The organism is Sphingobacterium sp. HSC-15S19 (assembly GCF_050433745.1).
Lineage (GTDB): Bacteria > Bacteroidota > Bacteroidia > Sphingobacteriales > Sphingobacteriaceae > Sphingobacterium > Sphingobacterium siyangense.
The window spans coordinates 87,413-112,864 of sequence record NZ_JBNPWQ010000005.1 but is presented as its reverse complement, the minus strand read 5'-3'; the positions used below and the strand labels follow the sequence as shown (position 1 = coordinate 112,864).

At 42.8% G+C, this 25,452-nt stretch carries 15 protein-coding genes; 6 read left to right on the top strand and 9 right to left on the bottom strand.

Going from position 1 to position 25,452, the window contains the following annotated elements:
* Window positions 1-43: 43 nt before the first annotated feature.
* A complete protein-coding gene (locus L1283_RS05655; RefSeq protein ID WP_145328865.1) occupies window positions 44-454 on the top strand; it encodes a hypothetical protein in 411 nt (136 codons plus the stop codon).
* Here the strand turns inward: L1283_RS05655 and L1283_RS05650 are convergent, their stop codons facing one another.
* From L1283_RS05650 to L1283_RS05615, 8 genes are all read right to left on the bottom strand, one after another.
* A complete protein-coding gene (locus L1283_RS05650; RefSeq protein ID WP_182983310.1) occupies window positions 455-2,818 on the bottom strand; it encodes a glycoside hydrolase family 3 N-terminal domain-containing protein in 2,364 nt (787 codons plus the stop codon).
* A 411-nt stretch (window positions 2,819-3,229) separates the two neighbouring features.
* Entirely contained in the window at window positions 3,230-3,724 is a 495-nt protein-coding gene (locus tag L1283_RS05645) for a hypothetical protein (protein ID WP_145328867.1), read from the bottom strand.
* Between the two features lie 93 nt (window positions 3,725-3,817).
* Entirely contained in the window at window positions 3,818-4,666 is an 849-nt protein-coding gene (locus L1283_RS05640) for a glycerophosphodiester phosphodiesterase family protein (protein ID WP_145328869.1), read from the bottom strand.
* A 157-nt stretch (window positions 4,667-4,823) separates the two neighbouring features.
* Window positions 4,824-6,017 (bottom strand): purple acid phosphatase family protein, encoded by a 1,194-nt coding sequence (locus tag L1283_RS05635; protein ID WP_145328872.1) that lies wholly within the window; start codon window positions 6,015-6,017, stop codon window positions 4,824-4,826.
* A 65-nt stretch (window positions 6,018-6,082) separates the two neighbouring features.
* Window positions 6,083-7,735: a SusD/RagB family nutrient-binding outer membrane lipoprotein gene (locus tag L1283_RS05630; protein ID WP_429625947.1), complete on the bottom strand. Its 1,653-nt coding sequence runs from the start codon at window positions 7,733-7,735 to the stop codon at window positions 6,083-6,085.
* A gap of 12 nt (window positions 7,736-7,747) precedes the next feature.
* A complete protein-coding gene (locus L1283_RS05625; protein ID WP_208734298.1) occupies window positions 7,748-11,401 on the bottom strand; it encodes a SusC/RagA family TonB-linked outer membrane protein in 3,654 nt (1,217 codons plus the stop codon).
* Between the two features lie 116 nt (window positions 11,402-11,517).
* Window positions 11,518-12,507 carry a FecR family protein gene (locus tag L1283_RS05620; RefSeq protein ID WP_158638904.1) on the bottom strand — a complete coding sequence of 330 codons (990 nt, stop codon included), beginning with the start codon at window positions 12,505-12,507 and terminating at the stop codon, window positions 11,518-11,520.
* A gap of 63 nt (window positions 12,508-12,570) precedes the next feature.
* Window positions 12,571-13,191 carry an RNA polymerase sigma factor gene (locus L1283_RS05615; RefSeq protein WP_070563451.1) on the bottom strand — a complete coding sequence of 207 codons (621 nt, stop codon included), beginning with the start codon at window positions 13,189-13,191 and terminating at the stop codon, window positions 12,571-12,573.
* 469 nt (window positions 13,192-13,660) lie between these two features.
* Here L1283_RS05615 and L1283_RS05610 point away from each other — a divergent pair, with 469 nt between their 5' ends.
* The gene (locus L1283_RS05610) at window positions 13,661-16,051 is read left to right on the top strand and encodes a TonB-dependent receptor (protein ID WP_286850336.1); all 2,391 of its coding nucleotides are present in this window, start codon (window positions 13,661-13,663) and stop codon (window positions 16,049-16,051) included.
* 143 nt (window positions 16,052-16,194) lie between these two features.
* Here the strand turns inward: L1283_RS05610 and L1283_RS05605 are convergent, their stop codons facing one another.
* The gene (locus tag L1283_RS05605) at window positions 16,195-16,887 is read right to left on the bottom strand and encodes an outer membrane beta-barrel protein (RefSeq protein WP_158638906.1); all 693 of its coding nucleotides are present in this window, start codon (window positions 16,885-16,887) and stop codon (window positions 16,195-16,197) included.
* Between the two features lie 256 nt (window positions 16,888-17,143).
* Between L1283_RS05605 and L1283_RS05600 the strand changes: the two genes are divergently transcribed.
* From L1283_RS05600 to L1283_RS05585, 4 genes are all read left to right on the top strand, one after another.
* Window positions 17,144-20,344: a SusC/RagA family TonB-linked outer membrane protein gene (locus L1283_RS05600; RefSeq protein ID WP_312350966.1), complete on the top strand. Its 3,201-nt coding sequence runs from the start codon at window positions 17,144-17,146 to the stop codon at window positions 20,342-20,344.
* A gap of 121 nt (window positions 20,345-20,465) precedes the next feature.
* On the top strand, window positions 20,466-22,169 hold the full coding sequence (locus L1283_RS05595) for a RagB/SusD family nutrient uptake outer membrane protein (protein ID WP_145328882.1): 1,704 nt from the start codon (window positions 20,466-20,468) through the stop codon (window positions 22,167-22,169).
* 2 nt (window positions 22,170-22,171) lie between these two features.
* On the top strand, window positions 22,172-24,100 hold the full coding sequence (locus L1283_RS05590; RefSeq protein ID WP_070563443.1) for a heparinase II/III family protein: 1,929 nt from the start codon (window positions 22,172-22,174) through the stop codon (window positions 24,098-24,100).
* A 44-nt stretch (window positions 24,101-24,144) separates the two neighbouring features.
* On the top strand, window positions 24,145-25,401 hold the full coding sequence (locus L1283_RS05585) for a glycoside hydrolase family 88 protein (RefSeq protein ID WP_145328886.1): 1,257 nt from the start codon (window positions 24,145-24,147) through the stop codon (window positions 25,399-25,401).
* The last annotated feature ends 51 nt before the right edge of the window (window positions 25,402-25,452 follow it).

Sequence of the window (25,452 nt, the reverse complement as noted above, 5' to 3'; positions counted from 1 at the left end):
AACAAAAATGGCAGTAACTTCGTTGTATGCTAAAAACCAAGTTATGAGATCAATATCAAAATTATTAACATTATTAGCATATATTGTATCCGTAGGTTGCTCAAAGGAAACTGCTAATCACAACCTCTATCTCGAGGGAACCTATTCAGGAAAATTTATAGTCAGCTATAAAAATCAGGACCAAACTTTCACTGGAGACGTAACTGTACGGTTTAAAGCGGACAGTTTCTTTTGTACAGCAAACAAAAATAGATTTCCTGCAGGTGGCTCAGGAACATATGAGATTAATGGCGACCAAATTATTTTCAAAGATAAAAATGTATGGACCGCCGACTTCGATTGGGCTTTAATATTGAACCACAATTACACCTATTTAGTGAATGGAAACGATCTAACTTTAACAAAAGCTCCCCATCAACATAATAGCTATATCTATAAATTAACGAAGGATTAATTAATAATCCTTCGTTAATTCCAATTCTCCCTTCAACCGGATATCATCGGAAGATGCGCCGACCAAAAGTTTAAACCTGCCTTTTTCCGTCTTCCATTCGTTACCTGCATTCCAAAGTTTGAGGTCCTCCTTGGTCAATTGAAAAGAATAACGTTCTTTCTTTCCTGCGGCAATGTTTTTACGCTCAAACCGCTTCAACTGCATAACAGGTGTCACCACCGAACTTACTTCATCCACAACATACAACTGAGCGACTTCATCGCCCGCCAATTTGCCCTGGTTTACCACGTCGAACGACACTGTACATACAAAATCATTGCCGTTCTCCTTCAGCGAGACCTGTAAATTGGAGTAATCAAAACTACTGTAGCTCAACCCATAACCAAAAGCATACAATGGTTTGGCCGACATTTCCACATAATCGTGATGTTTAGGTTTTGTATGGTTGTAATGTACAGGAAGCTGGCCGACCGAACGAGGTACCGAAATCGGTAATCTTCCAGCCGGATTATAGTCACCGAACAATACATCGGCAATAGCCAGGCCTCCCTCCTGTCCCGGATACCAGGCATTCACGATCGCAGGCACATGTTCAGCGGCCCAATTTAAGTTCAATGGTCTCCCCATAATCGTAACAAGTACAACCGGTTTTCCGGTCGCCTGTATCGCTTTCAGCAACTTGATCTGATCGCCCATCATATCCAAAGAAACGCGATCAAATCCTTCTCCGCTCTCCATATCACTTACCGTATTGGGATCCACATTGGCTGCTCCAGTTGCTTGATACGACGTTTTAAAATCACGTGCACTCGAACCACCCAGGACTAAAACCACCGCATCGGCCTGCTTTGCAGCTGCGACGGCGGCAGCGATATCGGAATTGCTTGTATCACGGATTGCACAACCTTTCACATAATCAACCTTGGTACTGTTACCAACTGCCGCCCGTATTCCGGTCAAGAGGGTCTGAACTTTCCCCTCAGCTTGTGGAGCAGTATAATCGCCCAGCTGATTATAGGCATTGTGGGCATTCGGTCCTATAACGGCTATTCGTTTCAACGATTTACTTAAGGGTAAGATATGCTGATCGTTTTTAAGCAAAACAATCGACTCGCGGGCCACCTGTCTTGCTACCGTTTTATTTTGTGCCGTAGCGACTTTTTGCGCTACCAACTTTTCATCCACATAGGGATGATCAAAAAGCCCCAAATTGAACTTCATTCGCAGTACACGGGCTACTGCTGTATCAAGAACAGCAGGTTCAACGAGCCCCTGTTGGACAGCCTTAAGCAGATTTGAACCATAACCAGTCCCGCTTAGATCGACATCCAATCCGGCATGTATACTTTGTGAAGCCGCTTCTTCTGCAGTCGCTGCTGTTGCATGCCCTCCATTGAGCCCTGATATACTCAGTAGATCCGATACAACAAACCCCGTAAATCCCCAGTCTTTACGTAGAATGTCTTTTAGCAACCAGGGGTTGGCAGAACAAGGAATACCATCAATGCTATTATATGCTGTCATTACCGACCCAGCTCCCGATTTTACAGCACGCTCAAAAGGCGGCAGAAAATACTGTCTCAGGCTTCGTTCTCCAACCGATACGGACTCACCATTGTGACCGCCATCTGGAGCGGCATAGGCTACAAAATGCTTTAAAGTTCCTATTATTTTATCGCGCTCACCTAGCTTCTCACCCTGAAAACCACGGATCATTGCAGTTCCCATCTGACCGATCAGATAGGGATCCTCCCCATAGGTCTCTTCAGTGCGCGACCAACGTGGATCTCGTGCCAAATCTAATACAGGACCATAGCCGTTTTTACCACCCACAGCATAAGTCTCCATGGCGATTGTTGATGCCATATCCTGAATCAACTGTGGGTTCCATGTACTCGCCTGTCCGATCGCGGTAGGGAACACTGTTGCACCAATCGCCATATGTCCATGTGGCGCCTCCTCAGACAACAACAATGGAATCCCTAGTCGAGTACTATCCACCATATAACGTTGGATCGCATTTGTAGCGCGCGCAGCTTCCACAGGGCTCAGGCCATTCAGTAAGGTTTTCTGTGTCCAAGGATCTGCACGTAAGGTTGCCCATAACAATCCGATATGCTGTTCTTTTACTGCCTTTCGCAATTTATTGCTGATTGTAACCTGCTTTCCGTTTTTGCTATACATTTCCCAGCCCAGCAATTTGCTCAATTGCCCGACTTTCTCTTCCACAGTCATTCTTCCCAATAGATCACTTACCCGTTTTTCAATTGGTAATGTACTATTCTTATAGGGCAATTGCTGGGCTTGAAGTTGTGGGCAGAGCAATGTCGCCATTGCCGCCATAAGTAATATACGGACTTTCATAAGTGGATTATTATTTATCTAGTTTTCTTCATTAATCGGATCCGGTTTTATTATTTCACATTATCTATGCAACCGGTTTCCAAACCACTAAATTAACGATTTAGCCTAAATAATCAAGTTAAATTTTGATTCCTAATTCTTTTAATAATCATAGGGCGGCAGCATCGGTTTGAACAGCGTTCATCTAAACAACCTAACACAGGCTTTACTTTATGTATTGAAGTAGAGGAGAGCAAATGGCAAATATCCACGAAATTCATTCTTGCACGTTGGGCAACAACAAAACAGTTAGACAAAGAAAAAACTAATGTGAAAGATTCAATTGCAATTTCATCAAAACAGAATTGAACAAAAAAATAAAGACAGCAAGCCGTCTTTATTTTGAATGTTAAAGGAAATATACTACTTATCTTATTTTGTTGCAGCCGTTCGCTTACCTTGAAAATAGTATTCAATTGGAGCTGCGTATGCTAGAGGATTATTATTGCGCGAAATTAATATGAGCTGATCACCATCAAGCTGTACCTCATAACTTTGGTATGGGCTACTGTCGGCAAACTTGATACTTTTCTTCTCTTTATCATAGGCAAATGCGCGATGCTGTCCTTCAGCAAAAATCAAACTTTCAAATGTCAACTTATCATCCCCACATAGTTCTTTACCACGATTGACAGTGAACTTATTCGCTGATTCAGCAAATGTAAATGTATACACATTATCCTTTTCACAATCTTTCGGTTTGTGCTTCAATTGCTCGTTTGTCGTCCCTTTCGCAGACACGATGGGGCTCCATTCAAAACTTTCCAGCTGTTTTTGAACATCCATAGGTACAGTCATTTCATTTTCCTTACTACAGCTCGTCAGTAAAAAGAGGATTGCAAAACTCCCTGTAAATAATTTATTCATTACGGTTTCCATTAGTTATATCTTGAGAACGATCGTTCTAACAATATCGCTACAATAAAATCAAGCATTTTTAATTAAACAGATAAAAATAGACTAAGATCCGGAAAGCACTTCGCGCCACAAATTAGGATGATCTGTTTGAATAAGACGTACAAAAGGATATTTCTCCAAAAAAGATCGATAAGCTTTCTTTCCCTCCTGTTCTGCTTTGTCGTCATATTCCCCCAAACTATTCATCCAAAAATAAATGCCCTGTTGGCGCAATGCATTAAGTTTTTCGGCATCAATAAATGATTCATCAAGATGGACAATTGAGGTTAATTTCATCTTTAGTATGGCCTCTAGATCCTTCATATTACGTGCCCTCGGAAAAAGCGTGATCGCTGGATTGAGTTTGTAAATCTTGAGCATGTCTTTATAATCATAGAGAAAAAATAGTACCTGGTCTTCCATCCCCTCCTGTTCAACAAGCGCATAGGTTTTCTTAATAAACTCTTTGCGATCTTCTTTAAAATCGAGATCAACAAGGATTTTTCCCTTTGCAACGCGCAAAGCTTCCGATAGCGTTGGTATAACATGATCCGAGCCTTCACCATTAGCCTTTTTGCGTAAGTGAAGCTGTTGAAGCTCGGCATAGGTTTGTTTGGCGACCTCTCCTTGCCCGGTTGTCGTCCGATTGACTGTTTTATCGTGCATCAATACAAGTACACCATCTTTGGTGGCCCGCACATCGACCTCTACCACGGAAGCCCCCTGCCGAATGGCTTCTTCGATAGCAGCAATTGAGTTTTCAGGTTGCTCCAGATGAGCTCCCCGGTGTGCGGCAATGTGTAAACTTTTTTGCTCTAACTTTTTTATTAAATCGATCGACTGAGCATATAAGTGGGTCGTAGAACTTACTATTATACCCAACAGAATAGTAGAAAATAAAATCTTTTTCATTGCTGTATAGTTATTTTTTTGCAATCTCTTTTTGTTATACCTTAAAAACCGGCGATCTCGCTGCAGTTACATCTCAATCGCGTCATGGAGTGAATCCCGCAATTATATTGACGGAAAGTAATCCGGTTTGAATGGATTACCTTCCGTCTATGACGTTCTACTTTTTCGACAACTCGAATGAATCAAACAACTGCCCATTCAGCTTGTAGCTTGAAAAATACAATTTATTTTCGGTCAGCTTGATCACCTGATACAATTGCGTCTGTGACGTTGCAACTTCCATCCAGCGTTCAGAATCAGATTCATACATCTTAGGCCCCGCTACAGACAGGAGATAGACAGGTCGCTTTTTACCCAGCCCGCCACGAGCGTAGGTATGATCGTGGCCCTGAAGGACCAAATCGACACCATATTTCTCGAAAATAGGTTTGAAACGTTCTCTCAAGATGGTATTGTCACGATTTTTTGCCGTAGAGTATACGGGATGGTGCATGACAACAATATTCCATTTTTTTGGTGATGAAGACAACACTTTCTCCAACCACTTTTCCTGTATCGTTGCTGCAGTAGAGTCGAGCATAATCAATTGAGAATTTAGGGAGATCATACGTAGATCCTGGTAATCGAGGTAGTAAACAGCATCTTGTATACCCTCAGGGCCATTCCTTGGCAAGTTGAATTGTGCTTTCCAATGCGGGTCAAGTACAAGCTTCCCAAGCGAGTCGCGACGGTACTCGTGATTACCCGGTGTTGGAACAGCAGGGATCATCTGATGAATAAATCCTGCGGCCTCATGCCATTCTGCCCACTCCTCGTCTGCATTCGAACGATTGATCAGATCGCCCGCGTGAACAATAAAGCGTGCATTCGCTTCCTGCTGGAAAGCACGCCGAATGGCACGTGCCCAGCGTGAACGTAAGTCGTTCTGTGCATCACCCAAATAGATAAATGAAAACGCGCCTGAACGCTCCGCAGTCCTAAATTGGTTCCAGGCACTCCAATTGCTGCCATCTCCAACGCGATAGGCATAAACTGTACCGGGTTTCAGGTCACGGAAGGTTACCTGTCCATAAGCATCCTCTTGCTGTCCTCGCTCGAGCGGTAGCGCTGTTCCATTTATTGTGATCGCGTTTTTTTCAAGTTCTGGATTGCTCTGTTCTTCAGCAATCTGACCAATTATTTTGGTCCTATCCGCATTGATCCGCCAAGAAACAGACTGCGTACTGCTGGGCTCATCGGACCAGGTCAACGTAATCCGATCAGGTTGTTTGTCTTTATTATCCGTCTGGCTTTTCCCTTCCAATAAAGTGCAGCACAGTACTACAGCAAGAAGAATATGTTTGATTTTCATTGTGATATTGATTTTATAAGCGATTTGATTACTCTATTTAATAACTTTTAATTGATGATTACGAATTACCAGGGTTTGTTTGTTCCTTGCAATAACCAAGGTTTTGACCAAGCGCTATTTTCATTATCCGCTTGTGAATAAGCGGTCTTTTCAATACGTTTCAAGGCCTCCTCGGCATTTTTTTGATTCACACTCATTTCGGTTTGCATATAAGGTACACGAACAGGAAGCTGTGTACGAATGGCTGCGGGGCCGGCCTTTAAAGCGGGGTACCCTGTGCGACGATAATCAAACCAGGACTGTGCGGCAGTTGACCAACTGGCGATCCATTTTTGTTCAATGATCTGCACTTGCGTATTTTCAAACGCCACACCTTTCTGACGGATATAGTTGGAATAGTCTGCGCCCTTTCCCCAGCTTGCCAACGATTCCTGTATAGCACGCTCATAATAGGTCTTGGCTGACTCAGGCAGCCCCCATCCTTTCCAGGCTGCTTCAGCCAAAATAAAATTAACTTCGGCAGCAGAAAGCAAGCGTGCTTTTAACAAACTTCCCTTCGCCGAACGATAGCTATCATTCAGGTAAGAAACATGCGGATTGATCGAGGTTTGCCCCGGTGTTGGATTGAGGTTGTAGGCCGAAGGGTTTTTAGATACACTTGGCGGCAGTCCAACATACTCCTTATCGGTATCCACCGGAACGCCTTTGACGACATCTGGCGATACAATCCGAACACCATTAACGATCTTATCTGTACCTGCGGGCTCGTTACTGCGGATCTCAATGGGTATGTCTACCTTTCTTGCCCAAACCGCCAAACGAGGGTCGCCAAGTTCCTGTAGCCGGTCGACCAGTGTTGCACACATTTTCATTCGTCTAAAATTACTTCCACTGGCATCATACACCGTATTTGACGGCCAGGAGTCATTTGCATTATTTCCAACAAAATCCATCAATACATCATCAGTGGTACTCGTAATAATTGGAAATTTATCGGGATTGGCAACAATACTTTCAATCCCCTGTTTGGCAAAGTCAGCAGACTTTGCTGAAATGCGCATATAATACCGTAATGCCAAAGAATTGGCAAAACGACGCCATTTGGAAGCCTTTCCGCCAAAGTAAACATCCGCATTCGCCAGCACCTCATAAGAACCATCGGGGCGGGATAGAAGTTCATTGGCTTGTTTCAACTCGTCGATAATTCCCTTATAGATTATTTCCTGACTATCGTATTTCGGAAAATTATATACAGCATCTCCCAGTTCCGCTTTTAAGGCATCGGTATAAGGAGCGTCTCCCCAGAGATCAGTCATCAATCCGAATAAGTAAGCGCGCATCACCAGCGAAACTCCTGTATGAAAATCCAACCCTAATTTCTCCGCGCGTTTACGCATAAGCTCATTGTCACGTAAAAAGCCATAATAAGCATCCCAACTCAGAATCCCTCCTGTCCATTCGTAGTCATTATGTGAATTGAACCATGCATCAAATTGGGTGTGCTGCATAACTCCGCCAAGATCTGAGAAACTCAATTCGTTGTATTTTTTCGCTGTTCCTGTCAATATCGTCGGCAATAACAGATTGGGATTGGCGTCTTCCTCACTTACACCGTTCGGATTGATATTAAGTTCAGTCAGATCTTTACAAGCTGAAATATTCCATACCATCCCAAGGCCTACTACAGCCATGGTGAATCTCTTCAACTGATTTTTCATTTATGTCGTATATTAAAATGTCACATTTACTTTAAATCCAATAGGCATTGACCAAGGAGTAACGTTGTAGCGCTCAATCCCCTGTTTAAATCCAACACCAGTTTCTGGCTGAAAGGCCATTTCCGGATCTATACCTACTTTCGCTTTGGTCCATAAGATCAGGTTACGGGTATAGACTCCCACGCTGCCATTCTCTATTCCGAGACGTTTCAGCCATTTTCCTGATAAATCGTAGCTAAAGGACAGTTCCCGAAGCTTGATAAAAGAAGCATCAAATGTCGCTGCATTCATAAAATCCCAAGGGTAATTGTCTGAATAAGCGATATATTTTGTTCCTTCACCACCAAGATTCTCTGTATAACCTGTGATATTACCTTTATCATCATATTGTGCGATAACACCTGGATTAAACACCCCAAAATTGCCAACAAGACCACCCACACTGATCGGATAACCACCATACTCTTCGCCTGGTCCTCCAACAATGGGATACCTATTGCCTTGCACGCGAACAAGATTGTTATCGACCAAATAATTGCGTAGCGTTTCGCCTGTCATCCCATTGGGGTTGATCATCTGATCAAGAAAACGCTGCGTGGTTAGGTTCGATTCGAAATAGCGATAGGTCTGCGACATAAATTTCCCGCCAAAACGCATATCTGCGGCAATATTCATCGTCCATTTTTTATAGCGAAGACTTGACTGTAATCCCATCGTGAAATCGGGATTGAAGTTTCCGATTTTGTTTCGGCTATTATTGATCCGTACAGCCTGCCAAGAACCATTTTTATTGAGAATAGGAAAACCATAGTACGGCGACGATTGATCCTCTACGGTCACTAACTTGGAATCGTACAGATCCCCGATCTCTTCCCCGACATAGGTACGTGCCCCACCCCGACCGTCGGTCCAAAAGGTATAGAATTCTACACCATCAGAAAGCTCATCGATACGGGTACGATTGCGATGCCAATTGACACCAACGTCCCAGGACCAATTTTCCTTGGCAATAGGTCGCCCGGAAACAGCAAGTTCAATACCGCGGCTGCTTAACAGTCCGGCGTTGATATTTTTAGAATTGAAACCACTTGATCCGGGAAGTGTTGTTGAAATAATTTGGTTTCTGTTCTCCAGCTTATAGTAGGTTCCTTCAAACTTCAGTCGATTATTCCACATGCCTAGATCCAAACCAAATTCGTAAGATGTTGCAATTTCGGGCTTCAGATTAGGAACCAAGAGTGATCCCGAACGTGTTAGCCGCAATACATCACCCCAGCTACCGGGATTACTCAGTACATTGGAGAGATTATAGGGATAAGTATCATTTCCTACACGTGCAATACCCGCTCTCAGTTTTGCCAAATTGATCGTTTTAGGCAGAGAAAACACCTGGTTAGCCAACACACTTAGGGATGCCGAAGGATAGAAATAGGACCGATTGTTCACAGGTAAGGTGCTGGACCAGTCATTGCGCCCAGTCACATCTAAATAAACCATATCCCTGTAACTTAGATTGATCAGTCCGTAAACACTGTTTATGGCTCTTTCAGAAATTGTACTGTAGAAATCCAAATTTAATGGACTGATATTGGCCAATGTGTAGAGTCCCGGCGTGATTAATCCAGCGCCATTCTTTGAGGTATTTTGCACGGATTTACCACGATTATACCGCAAATTTCCACCCAGTGATCCTGTGATCTGAAAGTCGCTCATCTTCTTTGTATATGCCGTCAGAAAGTCGATATTCTGTTCCATATTCATCAGATTAACAATCCCATAAGCACCTCTGGGTTCGTTCGTATAACTGTAAGGGATTTTTGTTTCCCTATTTTCCCAATAAATATCCGTTGCGTACCGTATCATGGCCGTCCAATCTTTTTTGATGGTCCAATCTAACCGTAAGTTTCCAAAGACGCGGTCTCTTGTAAAAGCATTATTCACTCCATAAGCAAGGAAATACGGGTTATTGTGGTTGCCAATAGACTGTGAACGCTGTTGGATCTGCTCCTGCCCTGGCAACCAATAATCCTGCAATTCCAGAATATTGATGTGAGGTGCAACTTCATAGGCCGCTTGCATCGGATTGGTTCCCCGATTTCCTGCAGGTCTATTGCTGGAGTTATTTCTGCTGGCATCTAGCGAAAGCCCCAATGTCAAACTATTGCGAAGGCGCATGGTCGAATTGATATTCAAGGTGTTTCTGAACAGATCCGAATTGGGGATAATACCCTTATTGGCCATATTGGAATACGAGAAACGATAGTCCAATTTTTCGCTTCTGTTGCTCAGGGAAATCCCATTGGTACTTGTGACCCCAGTCTGGACAAAGTTTTTAATGTTATTTGGGTACGCTTTTAGTTCCGTAGGAATGGGCTTACCGTTCTCGTCAAGCGGACTATTCCATTGGACAGCTTTATACCCCTTATCCAGTGCAGGGCCTACCATAACACTAGACTCCTCCTCAATAACTAAATTGCCGGGCAGGTCGCCTGGTCGCCATGGCAAGGTACCGCTTGCAAATTTGTTATGCAATTCAATAAATTTATACGGGATATCAAATACTGTGTTACTAGTCACAGCAATGGTCATCTTCTCCGCATTCTTACCACTTTTGGTTGTGATCAGCACTACACCATTACCTGCACGTGAGCCGTAAAGCGCAGCTGCACTTGGCCCCTTCAAGATAGAAATATTTTCAATATCTTCGGGATTGATATTGGCAATTGCATTACCATAATCCACTTTGTTGTCGTCACCGATCTGACCAACATTATTTAAACTATTCATCAAGGGCACTCCATCTACGACAAATAGCGGCTGGTTGTCTGTACTTAGCGATGATGCCCCCCGAATCACCATATTCACGCTGGAACCGGTGGGTCCTGTAGAACTAATCGAAACCCCGGGTACTCTACCTGCCATACCAACCAGAAAGTTATCATTATTGACCCGATTGATATCCTCGCCCTTAATTTTACCGACAGCATAACCGAGGGAACGATCCTGCCGTTTGATGCCCAATGCAGTCACGACCACTTCATCCAATTCGTTGTCATCTTCGTTTAAGACCACCTGACGTATACCTGCTGTGCTGGCATCGAGCTTGAGATCGTTCAACTCTTTTTTTTCATATCCAACATGGCTTATCAGTACATCATATACGCCGGCAGCTAGTCGAATAGTCACTTCACCTTTGGCATTTGACAAGGCGCTCTGTCCAGTCAGTGGAATATGCACGGAAGCTCCCCCAATAGGTTGTTTTGTACGATCGACAAGCTGCAATTTCAAGTCATAAGATTCCTGTTTACCCGTATTTTTTACAAGGACAATACCCCCTGACACTCTTTTTGACTTAATGTTGGTCCCGTTCAGGATATAGGCAAGGACTTCCTCGAAGCTCGCATTCTGGAATTTTTTTTCGGCAATTAAAATCCGATCTAATTGGAGCATACTCCGATCGTAGCCGATCGCTTGACCTGTTTGTTTTGACAACTGCAGTACCGCCTGCGCGGCGTTACCACTAGACAAATGAATATTGATATTATCCCAGTAAGTGCGATTGATCTTTTCCAATCCCTCAGCATGGCTATTGGTTACAGCACAAGAGACCATAGCGCAGATGGCAAGCTTTGTCGCAAGGCCGGTAAGCTTAATTATTTTATACATATATTTGTATGAATGTTTTAAACATGAATATTCAGGTGCTCACTGGTCGATTTAGCGGTTTGCCAGATGAGCACTTTTCTTGGGCAGATAAATTATGCTGTTCTACCCCCTACAGCTTATTTGTATAAGATTATTTCATTTTTCTCCCTCCTAAATTTGATTTGATGAATATTGCAAACGATATTCAGCACCTGGTCTAATGACTGTACATGTGGTATCATAAGCGAATAATTGAATGGATCTGTATTCAGATTTTCGGTAAGCAACACAACACCGAAGCGGTTATAGATTATTTCTTTCAGTTCCTTGAAGCTGATGTTATTCAATTGCATACCGCCTTGTGTCCAAAGGCTGATGTAAGCTGGATCGCTATCGAAAGTTTTAAAATCATTTTTAACTACGCTATACCGGACGGCCTTACCTGCTGTAAGGATATGGTTTGCTCCATTTTTTGCATTTAGAACACTCACCCGCCCAGTTTTAACTTCGACCGTCACATGTTTAGTAGACATCGAATTGTTGACGTTGAATGATGTTCCTAGGACTGCAACAGAAACGCTGCCTGTTTCTATCTCAAATGGGTGTAAAGTATCCCGTCTGACCCGAAAGAATGCTTCCCCTCGATCTAAAAAGAATTTTCTATTTGATGCAAAATTCTTACGATCGTAGCGGATACGTGTATTTCCGTTTAAAAAAATAGATGTGCCATCAGGTAACTGAATTTCTTTCAATTCGCCCGCATTCGTAACCGTTTCCGTCAGTAATGCGACCGCTTCTGTCCGCTTCCGAGAAAGCGACATCGGGTTGTGCTGTAAAAATAGCAGACTGATGCCTCCTAGGACCAAAATAGCCGCTGCTGCTGAAAGCCAAGAGAATTTTCTGACCGGTATGTTGGCCACCTTCTTTGCCCTCGCAGGTGCTTCAGCTATTCCTACACGAATAAATAATTCTTGTTTGATTTTTTCCCGATGATTTGCATCGCTAAAGGGATTAATATCATCGTTTGAAATAGACTCGTACCAGTCGTCAACATGACCTTTTTCCTCCTCAGTCAATTTTCCTCCGAGATAATCTGTTATGATAAGTTTAAAGCGTTCTAAATTCACCTGCATTAATTTTTATACTAATACAGATCAAAACGGGCAAAGTACTTTAATTAAATATGTTCTTTATATTAAATAATCATAAAGGAGATAGCTTCCTGCGAGCAATAAAAATACAGAATCGTGGTCCGCAAACCTTCTTGTCAATTCGTACCGCATAATCTTTTTGGCCTCTGACAGGTAGTTCTTAACGGTCTGTTCAGCCAGATTGAGTTCCTTGGCAATTTGTGTTATTGAATAATTGTCAGAACGCATTAAGTAGACTGCTTTCATCAATCTAGGTAATTTGTCTATCGAATCATCCACAATAGCCTCCAGCGCCTTATACCTGGCAAAGGCCTGGCTATCCAAATTGGAAAAAGCGTCCATACGTTCCATTGATTTCTCCAAGACCTGTTTTCGTACACGCTCCGAGGCGTAGTAATTCAGTATTTTGTTTTTGAGGGCTTTGTGGAAATAGAATTTTATATCGGAGTATTCAGTACTCACGAGCGATCGTTTTTCCCAGATATGGATGAATACTTCCTGCACAAGATCCTTAGCCTGATCCTCTTCCCGAAGATGACGAAAAGCGACGGTGTATAGATCCTCCCAATACCGCTCAAAGAAATGGGCAAAGGCAATGGGGTCACCTTCTTTAAAACGCAACACATAGTGGCTATCTACATTGGCTTCGGTAGTTTTCACCTAACAAAGATAGGTTCGTCAGATTATCAAAATGTTAATTTTTCGGGAAGCTTTTATTTGAATACGCTCTATTATTTGAATGAACTGCGCTACTCAAATGAACTGCGCCATTTGAATACACTCCGCTTAGTCTTTGTAAAAAACCATCCCAGGAATTGTTAATAAACATGTTAACTTTCTAGTATAGAGCAGATCTTTTGTTAAAAACGTAGCGGACGTCCTATTTTTTTACAATTAGGCATTTAGGACAAAAACAGTTCAGCTAAAATGTTAACAACAATGTTAATTAACTTGTAATCAGCAACCTTTATGTTAATAACTACTTATCAGTAAAACCTATAAAATTTCATGTAATGACATGTGAATTTAAGTTGAATCATACATATTCGCGGCGTGAAAAACAAAAAATTAGGTAAAAGCTAAGGGTAAATTGAAAGTCGGCTGTCATAAAGATAAAAACTAATCTTTTATGAAACTATCGCCAATCTTACTTATTGGATTATCGCTTCAAGCAGGGTTTACATTCGCCCAGCAACCAGCAGCGCCAAAGCAAAAAAATCAGGTTGTGACCGAAACTGTCAAAGGAACCGTGATAGATAAAAATACCAGATTACCGCTTACAGGTGCCACAATTGTCATTTCATCCAGTGATGGAACAAAGTCTGTAAGTACAGACGCACAGGGCATATTTCGGCTGCAGCAAGTTCCGGTTGGGCGTCAACAGCTTCAAGTTCGCATGGCCGGATATAAACCAGAAGAATTTACAGAATTACTGATCACCAGTGGACGGGAGAATATGGTCAATGTGGAAATGGAGCCGCAAATAAATGCATTAACTGAAGCTGTCGTCTATGCCAATGCCGGAAAACAACCGCTCAACCAGATGGCAATGACGAGTGGACGCTCTTTTTCGCCGGAAGAGACCAACCGCTATGCTGGCGCCTTTTTTGATCCCGCCCGTATGGCACAGAGTTTTCCAGGTGTTGCTGCCGGCGGCGATGACAATGAAATTATTGTTCGCGGAAATTCTCCCAAAAGCTTGCAATGGCGGCTTGAAGGTATCGAAATTGTAAATCCCAATCATTTTGGAGCCGAAGGCGCTGCAGGCGGCGGAATCAGTATGCTCAATACCATGGTATTGGGAAAATCTGATTTCTATACTGGTGGACTTGCCGCGGAATACAGCAATGCAACAGCGGGTGTTTTTGATCTTAGGTTCCGTAAAGGTAATACCGACAAACGCGAATACACATTCAACGTCGGAGTACTGGGCGTAGGAGCAACGTTAGAAGGGCCTTTCAAAAAAGGAAGTGACGCTTCCTATTTGATTAGTTACCGCTATTCTTCATTGAGTCTACTGGAAAAAGTAGGTGTAAAAGTTTCAGACACTGGCGTCCCAAAATATCAGGACCTTTCTTTTAATTTTGTATTTCCCACAAAAAAAGCCGGAACCTTTTCCTTATTCGGTATAGGCGGTTTGGGGAAACTTCAACAAACTGCCGAGCGTAATTACGAAAAATGGGACGAACGAACAGACGCCCAAGATCTAAACTTAAAGTTCAACGCGGGGAGTGCTGGACTAAAACATCAATACATTGCAAACGACAGATTATATTTCACCAATATTGTTTCCATGTCCCTTAGCCGTAATTCCAATAGCACTGATACATTAACACGGGACTATGTTTCCAGCCTCTATCACAAGGACAAATTTACGAATACGGCTCTTCGCTATGCGGGTACGCTAAACTATCGCGCCAACAGTAAAAACACGATTAGAGCGGGCTTAAATGCAAGTTTATTACACTATGACCTCTATGCGCTGTCCTACGACACCGAGCTAGCAGCATTGAAAGAGCGGATTAATGAGACTGGGAATACAAGTACTTATGATGCTTTTGCACAGTTAAAAACAGTTTTGAACGACAAACTAACGCTAAATACAGGAGTACATGCAAATTACTTCGCCTTGAGCAAGAGCTGGTCTATCGAGCCAAGGCTTGGCCTAAACTGGCGTGTAGCCGCAGATCAAACGATATCTTTTGGGACTGGTCTATATAACCGACTGGAGCCCTTGGTCTACTATTTTGCTAAAAGTAGCGATCAAACAAGCCTAGAGCCAAACAAGCCTCTTTCGCCAACGAAATCTGCTCAGGCTGTTATTGGCTATGAAAAGAACCTAAGCAGAACACTCCGGTTTAAGACAGAACTCTATTATCAGCATCTTTATGATGTCCCAGTATCTACAGATTCCGACATCAACTTCTCCTTACTCAATGTATCGGATATTGCAGCTATTGGTACATCAAACTACCGTCAGCTTATCAATAAAGGAACCGGCAAAAATTACGGCATTGAGCTGACGCTTGAGAAGTCGTTAAGTAAGGGGTATTACTTCATGGCAACGACCTCCTTCTTTGATTCTAAATTCAAAGCACGCAATGGCAAAGAATACAACACCACATTCAATACGCGTTATGTAGGAAATTTATTGATGGGGAAAGAATGGACCGTGGGAAAGAGTAAGAATAATCTGTTCGGTCTTAATGCCAAATTAATTTATGCCGGAGGAAGAAAGTACTCTCCTGTTCTGGAAGAAGAATCGCTTCGTTTAGACGAAGAAGTTATTGATCAAGATCGCATCAATACCCTGACTGCCGATCCCTACGTACGTGTTGATTTCTCATCGAGCTATCGGGTTAACCGCAAAAAAGTAAGCCATCTTTTTATTTTGGATATTCAGAATCTCCTTAATAGAGAAAACACTGTGGGTATGCACTACAATTTCAGCAAACGTATCATTGAACCTCAAAAATGGACTGGTATCATTCCGACCATTAACTACCGGATTGAATTCTAATGCCCAATAGTAGCAAGTACAACGGAAAGATTTATTTCCAATCGTTTGTCTCCAGACACGAGGCGCTGAAGACAAACGATTGGATTAATGAGACAAGCTCATGCTTCCAACAATACGCTTATTTATTCACTGTTTTTAAGTTACTAAAACCGATAGCCAACTGAAATACCCAAGGAGCGATTACGTATAGCATTCCCGGATTTATAATCCCCCCATTTGGATTCTAAATTGGCAATTCCTTTCTGAAATTCTATACCGACAAGATAATGTTCCCTAAAAAGATAGTTTACTTTTGCACGAGCGCCATAATCAAAAGGTCTCCCAAGTGTATAATCCCCATACTCACCTTCACTCGAATCATTTTTGAACTTGATATCTCCCTTGTTATCAATTGCAATATCGTCCAGGTAAACAGATTCTGAAGTTTTCCATTTCCCGCCCAATCCATAACCGATATAAGGGCCTATACCGACCTCCAACTTACCTGTACCGATCGTAGCATTAAAGACAACATCGATAGGCATTTCTATATAAGACGTATTCGCTTTAAAATCTTTACCCCAGCCTATAAAACTTCCATCTTTTCGTTTAAAGCCCCGTTTAGCAAACACAAATGCCGGTTCTAAAGAGAAATTATCACTGAGGCGTAATGTGGGACCGAGTCCCAAATACAGGCCTCCGACCGCGGCCGTGCTGGCCTTATCGCCCGCTTTATTTTTAGCATCCACATTTGAAAAGGCGACTCCGGCTTTTACATTCCATTTTGTCTGTGCATAGCCTGCATATGCTCCAAGTGACAGACATAACAATAACGCGGTTTTTTTGATATTCATCATACGAAAAGAAATAGGTTTACATAATTTCCTTATTAAACGACAATCGCTTACAGACGCTACACTGACCTTTGAATTATTGATCCAAATACTCCCAGCAGGCATACCTTTCTAAACAGATATTAACCAAAAATCTTTCGATTTTTAGGCAGGCTGTTACGAAAACGATTGCGAGAAAACGTCCTTATTGTTCTCTATCAATACTGTAAATTCACTTCACAGAAAATTCATTTTTCAGACCAATTAAATCTAAAAGCCTATGATCAAGATCAAGAACACATCCGTTTCGACGAATCGTTGGATGTATCCGGCAATACCATTATCCTGCTTGTTGGTCGTATCTAGCCTGACAACACAAGCGACTCCATTTGCATCTGTTAAGACAAACAGCAAGCTTTCACTGGCCATGCAGCAGACAACCATTCGGGGTAAGGTTTTAGACAAAGATGGCAAAGGCATCGCCAATGTCACCGTTCAGATTAAAGGAACGAATCTAGCAACATCGACCAATGCAAGTGGTTCATTCGAAATCAAAAGTCAACAGAACGACGCAACATTGGTTTTCACGAGCATCGGTTATAAGAGTATCGAAACGAAGGCACAAGCTGGCAACCCGCTTACGATCACCTTGGAGAATGAGTCCAAGGGACTCGACGAGGTTGTTGTTGTCGGTTTTGGTACACAGAAAAAAGAAAATGTAACCGGTTCGGTCTCTTCCATCCAGATGTCCGAGGTTGTGGAAAGCAGACCTGTAACCTCCTTGTCAGCTGGTCTAGCTGGACAGGCGCCGGGATTATATGTTAATCAGGGCTCAGGCAGACCGGGCAGTGATGGGGGAACACTACGTGTTCGCGGACAGGGAACACTCAATAATGCCAATCCACTTGTCGTGATCGACGGTGTTATTGGCGACATGAACTTGATCAACCCACAAGATGTCGAAAGCATATCGGTTTTAAAAGATGCTGCTTCAGCGTCAATTTATGGTTCAAGAGCCGCAAATGGTGTTATCCTCATTACAACGAAAAAGGGTAAATCGGAGCAATTTAAAGTTATTTACAACAATTATTTCTCGAGTCAAAAACCATCCAATACCATTGGAATGGTTTCCAACTATGCCAACTATATGGAGCTGATCAATGAAGGCTATCGCAATGGCGATCCAAATGCTAAGCCCATATTTTCGCAGGAAAAAATTGACCTTTGGCGCCAGGACGCAGGACAGGATCCATTGAAATATCCCAATACGGACTGGGTTTCGGACCTTTTCCAGAACAAAATCAGCCAAAACCACAACCTTTCCTTTACCGGAGGTAGTGACAAAATCAAGTTCTTTGGTTCCTACGGCCTCCTCAATAACCCTGGAATCATCGAACAAGCAACCTATAAACGTCATACCGGACGTATCAATCTAGAAGCTGATGTAAAACCTTGGTTAACGTTGGGAGCCAATATCAATGGTGTCGTTTCCAAAACAGATATAGGCACCAATATCATCGATGATGTATTTACTTTTGCCGCAGCAAGTACTCCGGGGATGGTCCTGCGTGCTCCAGATGGAAGATTTGGTTCGCCAAACAATCCGGAAGATGACCCACAGTCTAACAACGTGCTACACCGCCTTTATGCGCAGAAAGGCAACATCAACAAAAACCGTTTCGTGTCGCGCTTCTACGGAAAACTGAAACCCGTCGAGGGACTTTCCATCGAAGGATCGTACACCTATACCTATGACGATGATTTCGTCTACTCTCAACCCGTGTTCAATGACCGGTGGAACTTTTTGACAAATACAATTGCCTCAGCGGGTACAGGCCGTTCGTCGGTAACTAACGAATCAATCAAATCCCACCGCTATTACATGGATGGAATTGCCAAATATAAAAACAAGCTCTTTGAGAAACTGAACTATGAAGTCATGGTGGGTGCCAGCCAGGAGTATTTTAAAGATGGTTGGTTTGCGGCATCCAAACTCGACCTTGTAGATCCATCCCTGACCGTTCTGAATGCGGCGACTATGGATGCCTCCGCTTCTGGCAATATCACCGATTGGGCTATGCGTTCGTTTTTTGGCCGGATCAACCTATCCTGGGATGACAAATATTTGTTGGAAGCCAATCTACGGACAGACGGTTCATCTCGTTTTATGAGCGGAAAAAGCAGATGGGGAACATTTCCATCCGCTTCCTTTGGCTGGAAAGTTTCCTCAGAAGACTTTTATGACATCAAATGGATGCCTAACCTGAAATTCCGTGCATCATATGGTGCCTTAGGTAACAATGGAACCTCCGATGAGTCTTTCCGCAAAAACGCCAACATCAACAATTATGAATATCAAGCGCTTTATAATCCAACAAACTATGTGTTAAACAACCAGCTCTATGTAGGTTTTGCGCAGACCGTATTGAGTAATGCGCTTCTGACTTGGGAAAACACTTATATCCTGAATGCTGGTTTAGATTTTGACCTTTTCAATTACAAACTAGGGGGCTCGATCGACGTTTTCAACAAAGTAACCGACAACATCTTAATCAACCTGCCTGCTCCGCTTGTCGTTGGAAATGCGACAATACCACGCACCAATGCGGCCAAAGTACGTAATAATGGTGTCGAGCTGAATTTGACTTACCGCGATAAAATTGGCGATAATTTTAAATTCAACATTGGTGGCAACTTTACCTTTATTGACAATAAAGTGGTCAAATTTAAAGGCAATGACAAGTCTATCAGTGGTTCCAATTTACTTCAGGAAGGTTATGCCATTAATACCCAATATATCCTGTTGACCGACCGCATATTACAGACAGATGCTGATATGCAGCTCGTGCAACAGATGATCGATAATGCGCCAATCGATCCAAACACCAATCAAAAAGTAAATCCATTCGCATCCTATGGTACACCTAAAAAAGGGGATCTCTTGTATAAAGACACCAATGGAGACGGCGTCATCAACGACAATGACCGGGTTCCGGTAGGTCATGGTACGGCGCCACGGATGACCTATGGTTTTAACATGGGATTCGATTATAAAGGATTTGATTTCTCGGTCTTCTTGCAAGGTAATGCAGGCAACAAAGTCGTGTGGACGGATGGTTATTACACACCCACTGTTCGCTGGGGCTATCAAATCAATCAGGAAATTGCTGATGGCCGATGGACTGAAGGTGCAACAGATGCAAAATTCCCGCGATTGTTGCCTTATACCGATACAAGAAACACCAAAAACAGTGATTTCTGGTTACAGAACAAGGCATTTATCCGCGTAAAAAATATCCAGCTGGGCTATACAATCCCGAACGATATCACTAAGCGGATACAGGTGCAAAACCTACGCGTATTTGCATCGCTGGAAAATTTTTGGACCATTACCAAATATAAAGGTTTCGATCCGGAGATCAGCGGTACCAACTATCCAACAATGAAACAGGCTGTTTTTGGCGTTAGCTTATCTTTCTAATAAGAAAGAAATGTAACTGGAGGTATCCCCTTCCTGTATTAAATAAATTATGGACAAAAGTTGAGGAGGTGGTTTAACACCTTTGAATATAACACATATCATGAATAATTAATTAAACCTCATGAAAAAAATTTCACTACTCATAGCCGGATGCATTGCTTTATCATCTTGTTATAAGCTTGATACCAACCCCTACAGTCAGGTAAGTGCTAGCACATTCTGGCAGAATGAAGACCAAGCCCTAGCTGGCGTACTGGGCTGTTATAATGATTTAAAGAAAGAAGCCACCTTTGGTTTGCAATTTTCTTACGATGGTCTTACCGATATTGGTCTGGGCTATGATCCCCCGGGTTTGGGCGAAGTGATCAGCGGTACTTTTACGGACCGTTCGTCAATTATTGTGGATAGATGGCAAGCGGGCTACGATCTTATCCAACGTTGTAATCATGCAATCGCGCATATCCAGCCTATGACCATAGACAAGGCCAAACAGGAGGGCTTTATTGCGGAAGCGAAGTTCTTACGTGCGCTGATGTACTTCCAGCTCACCAATCTATATGGCGCCTTGCCGATATACGATGAAACTGTCGACTTGAACAAAGATTTCGCTGATCTTAAAAATAGTCGCTCTTCTGTAGAAGATGTCAATAAGTTTATCCTCAATGACCTGAACTATGCAATTGAGAAATTGCCGGTAAGCTATGATGCAAAGTATTATGGAAGAATCACTAAAGGTGCAGCGTATGCTTTGAGAGGGAAAGTAGCCCTTTACAATAAAGATTGGGCTGGAGCAATCCGGGATTTTGAAGAGATTGTTTACAACAAGACCAACACGTATGGCTATAGTTTAAACACAAGCTACTCGGCCTTATTCACCATGGATGGTGATCAATCGCCGGAGATGATTTTTGCCATTCAGAATATGGGTGGTACGGGTTTCCCTTATGGTATGCCCATGGCCTTCTATATGGGAACGCGTTCAACCTTTGGTAGCGACTGGAACAACTGTATGCCGAGCACACGTCTTGCTGATCGCTACGAAAACCGAGATGGTAGTCCATTCAACTGGAATGATTATTTCCCCAACTATACAACCGATAATGCGGTCAAAAAACAGGCGATGGAGTCTACGCAATCTGGCGGCACACTTACCAAAGTACCAGATACAGCAAAACTGCGTCAGATCTATGCCAATCGCGATCCTCGGATGAATCAAACCTTGATCGTACCATATTCGCATTACTTAGGATGGAATGCAAACAAAGAAAGAGATATGCAGCTGATATTGGCAACCGGTGTAAACGAAAACTTTGGTCAGATCCGCAACAATCGGGGTTGGTACACCTATCTATGGCGGAAATTTGTTCCTGAAGGAAACCTAAAAGGCGCCATTACCGATCGTGCACATACACCGATCAATTTCCCTATCATACGTTTGGGCGATGTACTTTTGATGCTTTCCGAAGCGTACAACGAGTCCAATCAATTGGATAAAGCGATTACTGAGCTTAACAAAGTACGTACACGCTCTAAAATGCCCGCACTAAATAGTGGCAGCTCATTTTTGGTTGTCGGTAACAAAGCAGATATGAGTAAACGTATCCAGCACGAACGGGCCGTAGAACTAGCAGGTGAAGGATGGCGTTATTTTGATCTTAAGCGCTGGAACCTCTTAGAAAGCGTCTCCAAAGACTACATCGAAAAAAGTATTACTGGAGACAATCTCGTCACCCGGGGTTACCAAAGCCGTCATAAGCTTTGGCCAATACCAGGGCAAGAGATTGAAATGAACCCGGCATTACTACCACAAAATCAAGATTGGTAATTATGAGAATTTACTTAATCCTACTATTTTTCCTTAGCAGTTTTTCTTTCCAAAGACTGCTAGGGAAAGATCTGAACCTGCTAACAGGAGCATTTAAACAAGAGAACCTGAAAGCCAGCCTAGGCAATGACAAATCTTGGGTTCCCTACCCGGCTTATTCCGACCGTTTAGCCTGGGATAAGCTGATGGCTCCCTTTAAAGAGCGTATTATAAAAAAGGGAAACGAGGCCCTGAACTACCAGTGGCAGGTCGTCAAAGCAACCGACTACCTTGAATATGAGCGTTCAGGCAACCGCAGCATAATGGAAAAGCCAATGAACGAAAATTGTACTGCGCTGACCAACCTACTGTTGGCGGAGCTTGCAGAAGGACAGGGGCGCTTTGTTGACCAAATCCTAAACGGCAGTTGGCAATTGACGGAAATGGCAACATGGTCTCTCTCGGCACACCTTGGGGCCTTTCAGTCCAGTAAGCGATCATTGCCGCAAGAGCGCACACAAGTAGTCGATCTGATGGCCGGTGATGTAGGCTCTCTCCTCTCCTGGGTTCATTATTTCTTCCGCGATACGTTCAATACAATAAACCCCGAAATCAGTACCCGTCTAAAACAACAGATCCAACAACGCATTATACAGCCCTATCTGGATCGTAACGACATGTGGTGGCAGGCATTTGAACTCAAGGAAGGACAGTTGGTCAATAACTGGAATCCATGGTGTAACTTTAATGTTCTTACGGCCTTGCTTTTGGTTGAGGACAATCCCGATATACAACTGGCGGGAATTTATAAGACAATGTCTTCTGTGGATCGCTTTATCAATTATGTCAAAACAGACGGTGCCTGCGAAGAGGGACCCTCCTATTGGGGCCATGCTGCGGGCAAACTGTACGATTATTTAAAAATACTTTCGCTTGCCACCAAGGGCAAGATCAATATTTTTGATAAACCTGTAATTCGCGATATGGGTGAGTACATCGCACAATCCTATATTGGCGGAGATAAATGGGTAGTTAATTTTGCCGATGCTTCGGCAAAAGGTGGCGGCGATCCACTATTGATCTACCGTTATGGACAGGATGTCAATAGTAGCGAGATGATGCAATTTGCCCGATATATGGAAAATACCGGCGACAAAACTGCAAATTTCAAACCTTCAAGGGATATTTTTCGTGCCTTCGAGGACCTGAGATGCTATCCACAATTAGAGCGTGTTACCGCTTCACTCCCTCAAAATAATGCCAAGTGGTATCCGGAAACACAATTTATATATCTAAAAAAGGGCCCGTTTTTCTTTGCCGCCAAAGGTGGTTTCAATAATGAAAGTCACAACCATAACGATGTCGGGAGTTTTATCTTATACGAGGATCAACAACCACTGTTCATTGACGCCGGTGTCGGCACCTATACCAAAAAGACCTTTAGCGATGACAGATACAGTATCTGGACAATGCAGAGTGCTTACCATAATGTTCCGATGATCAATGGAGCAGACCAATCTTTTGGAAAGGAATATAAAGCTGAAAATGTAGCATTTCTGCCTGCACAAAATAGATTCCAACTTGATATTGGAAAAGCATATCCGAAGTCGGCGAATGTTGAACACTGGAATAGAAGTTACACCCTCGTACAAAATGGGCTGGACATTCAGGATGAGTTTAAAATCACAGGTCCTAAGCAGGCCAATATCATCCATTTTCTGGTTGCTCAGGAACCAAAAATTGGCAAAGGGGAAATCCTCCTCAATAATGGGCACGCAACCCTACACTTTGATGCTGGACAGTTCACGGCGAGCTACGATGTCATTCCTCAAGATGACCCACGTTTGAGTCAGGTATGGGGTAAGGAACTCTATCGCATCAAACTCACCGCTAAAAGCATCAAATCCGCTGGAAAATATACCTTTACGATTCGCCAAGAGGCTATAAAATAAAAAGAATCAGATTATTATGTAACTTACTAAGAATATAAGCCGTTATGAAAAAAAGAAAACCTGGTCTAAAAGCACTTTTTGTGATCACATCCAGTCTGATTGCACTGAGTTTTACAGATCAAAAACCAAGCTTTATTGACACAAGTTTTAGAGCTGCAGAAAAACAATATCAATTTTTAGAACAAGCAGCAGAAAAGCAGCACAAATTTCCACGCACATTGAGTCCTGCAGGAAAACTGGTAGGGACAGACGAATGGGATTGGACCGGCGGTTTCTTTCCAGGGTCACTATGGTATATCTACAACCATACCCATAATAAAGAGACCGAAGCTGCGGCGATCAAATGGACAGAGGCGCTTGAAAAAGCCAAAGACCTTGATCAACATCATGATATTGGTTTTGTGATGTATTGTTCCTATGGCAATGCCATTAAATACCTTAAAGATCCCAAAAAGGTTGCCGCTTACAAGGATATCCTCATCCACTCGGCCAATACTGCGCTTAAACGTTATAATCCGCAGGTGGGCGTCATCAAATCATGGAACGAGAAGAAGTCTTGGGACGGCAAGACCCTATGGAAATATCCAGTCATTATCGACAACATGATGAACCTGGAAATGCTGTGTTATGTGTCCGACTTGACTGGAGATACCAAATATAAGGATGTGGCCATCAGTCATGCCACCCAAACCATGAAAAACCATTTTCGTAAAGACCACAGTACTTACCATGTTGTCGATTACGATGGTAATGGCCATGCTATCCACCAACAAACGAACCAAGGCTATGCCGACAATTCAACCTGGGCACGCGGTCAAGCCTGGGCTATTTATGGATTTACCATGATGTACCGGGAGACCAAAAAACCAGAATTTCTTAAAACGGCAAAAGCGGCGGCAAAGTTTTACATGACCCATCCGAATCTTCCAAAAAATAAAATTCCGTATTGGGATTTTAATGCCGGAAAGCCGGGTTATAAATCGGATGCTGATTTTTCTTCCTTGAAATTAAATTTTGTGCCGCGCGATGCCTCAGCTGCAGCCATTGTTGCTTCTGCACTGATTGAACTCTCAACAATGACCACTGGCACCGAAAGCAAATCCTACTTGACATTTGCTCAGGAAAGCCTGCAAACACTATCAGGAGCCACCTATTTTGCTAAATATGCAAGCAATGGCGGTTTCTTATTGCAGCATAGTGTGGGTAGCTTACCCCATCATTCGGAAATCGATGTTCCGCTGACCTATGCAGATTATTATTATCTGGAAGGTTTGACACGGTTGGAGCAGCTCAAAAAATAAAAATACAAAGGGGAGATATTTAATATCTCCCCTTTGTATTTTTATAAGCTT

Bases quoted from the DNA above. Each gene is read 5' to 3' on its own strand.
- L1283_RS05645 (WP_145328867.1), bottom strand. From the start codon at position 3,724: ATGAATAAATTATTTACAGGGAGTTTTGCAATCCTCTTTTTACTGACG.
- L1283_RS05585 (WP_145328886.1), top strand. From the start codon at position 24,145: ATGAAAAAAAGAAAACCTGGTCTAAAAGCACTTTTTGTGATCACATCC.
- L1283_RS05625 (WP_208734298.1), bottom strand. From the start codon at position 11,401: ATGTATAAAATAATTAAGCTTACCGGCCTTGCGACAAAGCTTGCCATC.
- L1283_RS05655 (WP_145328865.1), top strand. From the start codon at position 44: ATGAGATCAATATCAAAATTATTAACATTATTAGCATATATTGTATCC.
- L1283_RS05610 (WP_286850336.1), top strand. From the start codon at position 13,661: ATGAAACTATCGCCAATCTTACTTATTGGATTATCGCTTCAAGCAGGG.
- L1283_RS05590 (WP_070563443.1), top strand. From the start codon at position 22,172: ATGAGAATTTACTTAATCCTACTATTTTTCCTTAGCAGTTTTTCTTTC.
- L1283_RS05595 (WP_145328882.1), top strand. From the start codon at position 20,466: ATGAAAAAAATTTCACTACTCATAGCCGGATGCATTGCTTTATCATCT.
- L1283_RS05605 (WP_158638906.1), bottom strand. From the start codon at position 16,887: ATGATGAATATCAAAAAAACCGCGTTATTGTTATGTCTGTCACTTGGA.
- L1283_RS05640 (WP_145328869.1), bottom strand. From the start codon at position 4,666: ATGAAAAAGATTTTATTTTCTACTATTCTGTTGGGTATAATAGTAAGT.
- L1283_RS05600 (WP_312350966.1), top strand. From the start codon at position 17,144: ATGATCAAGATCAAGAACACATCCGTTTCGACGAATCGTTGGATGTAT.
- L1283_RS05650 (WP_182983310.1), bottom strand. From the start codon at position 2,818: ATGAAAGTCCGTATATTACTTATGGCGGCAATGGCGACATTGCTCTGC.
- L1283_RS05635 (WP_145328872.1), bottom strand. From the start codon at position 6,017: ATGAAAATCAAACATATTCTTCTTGCTGTAGTACTGTGCTGCACTTTA.
- L1283_RS05630 (WP_429625947.1), bottom strand. From the start codon at position 7,735: ATGAAAAATCAGTTGAAGAGATTCACCATGGCTGTAGTAGGCCTTGGG.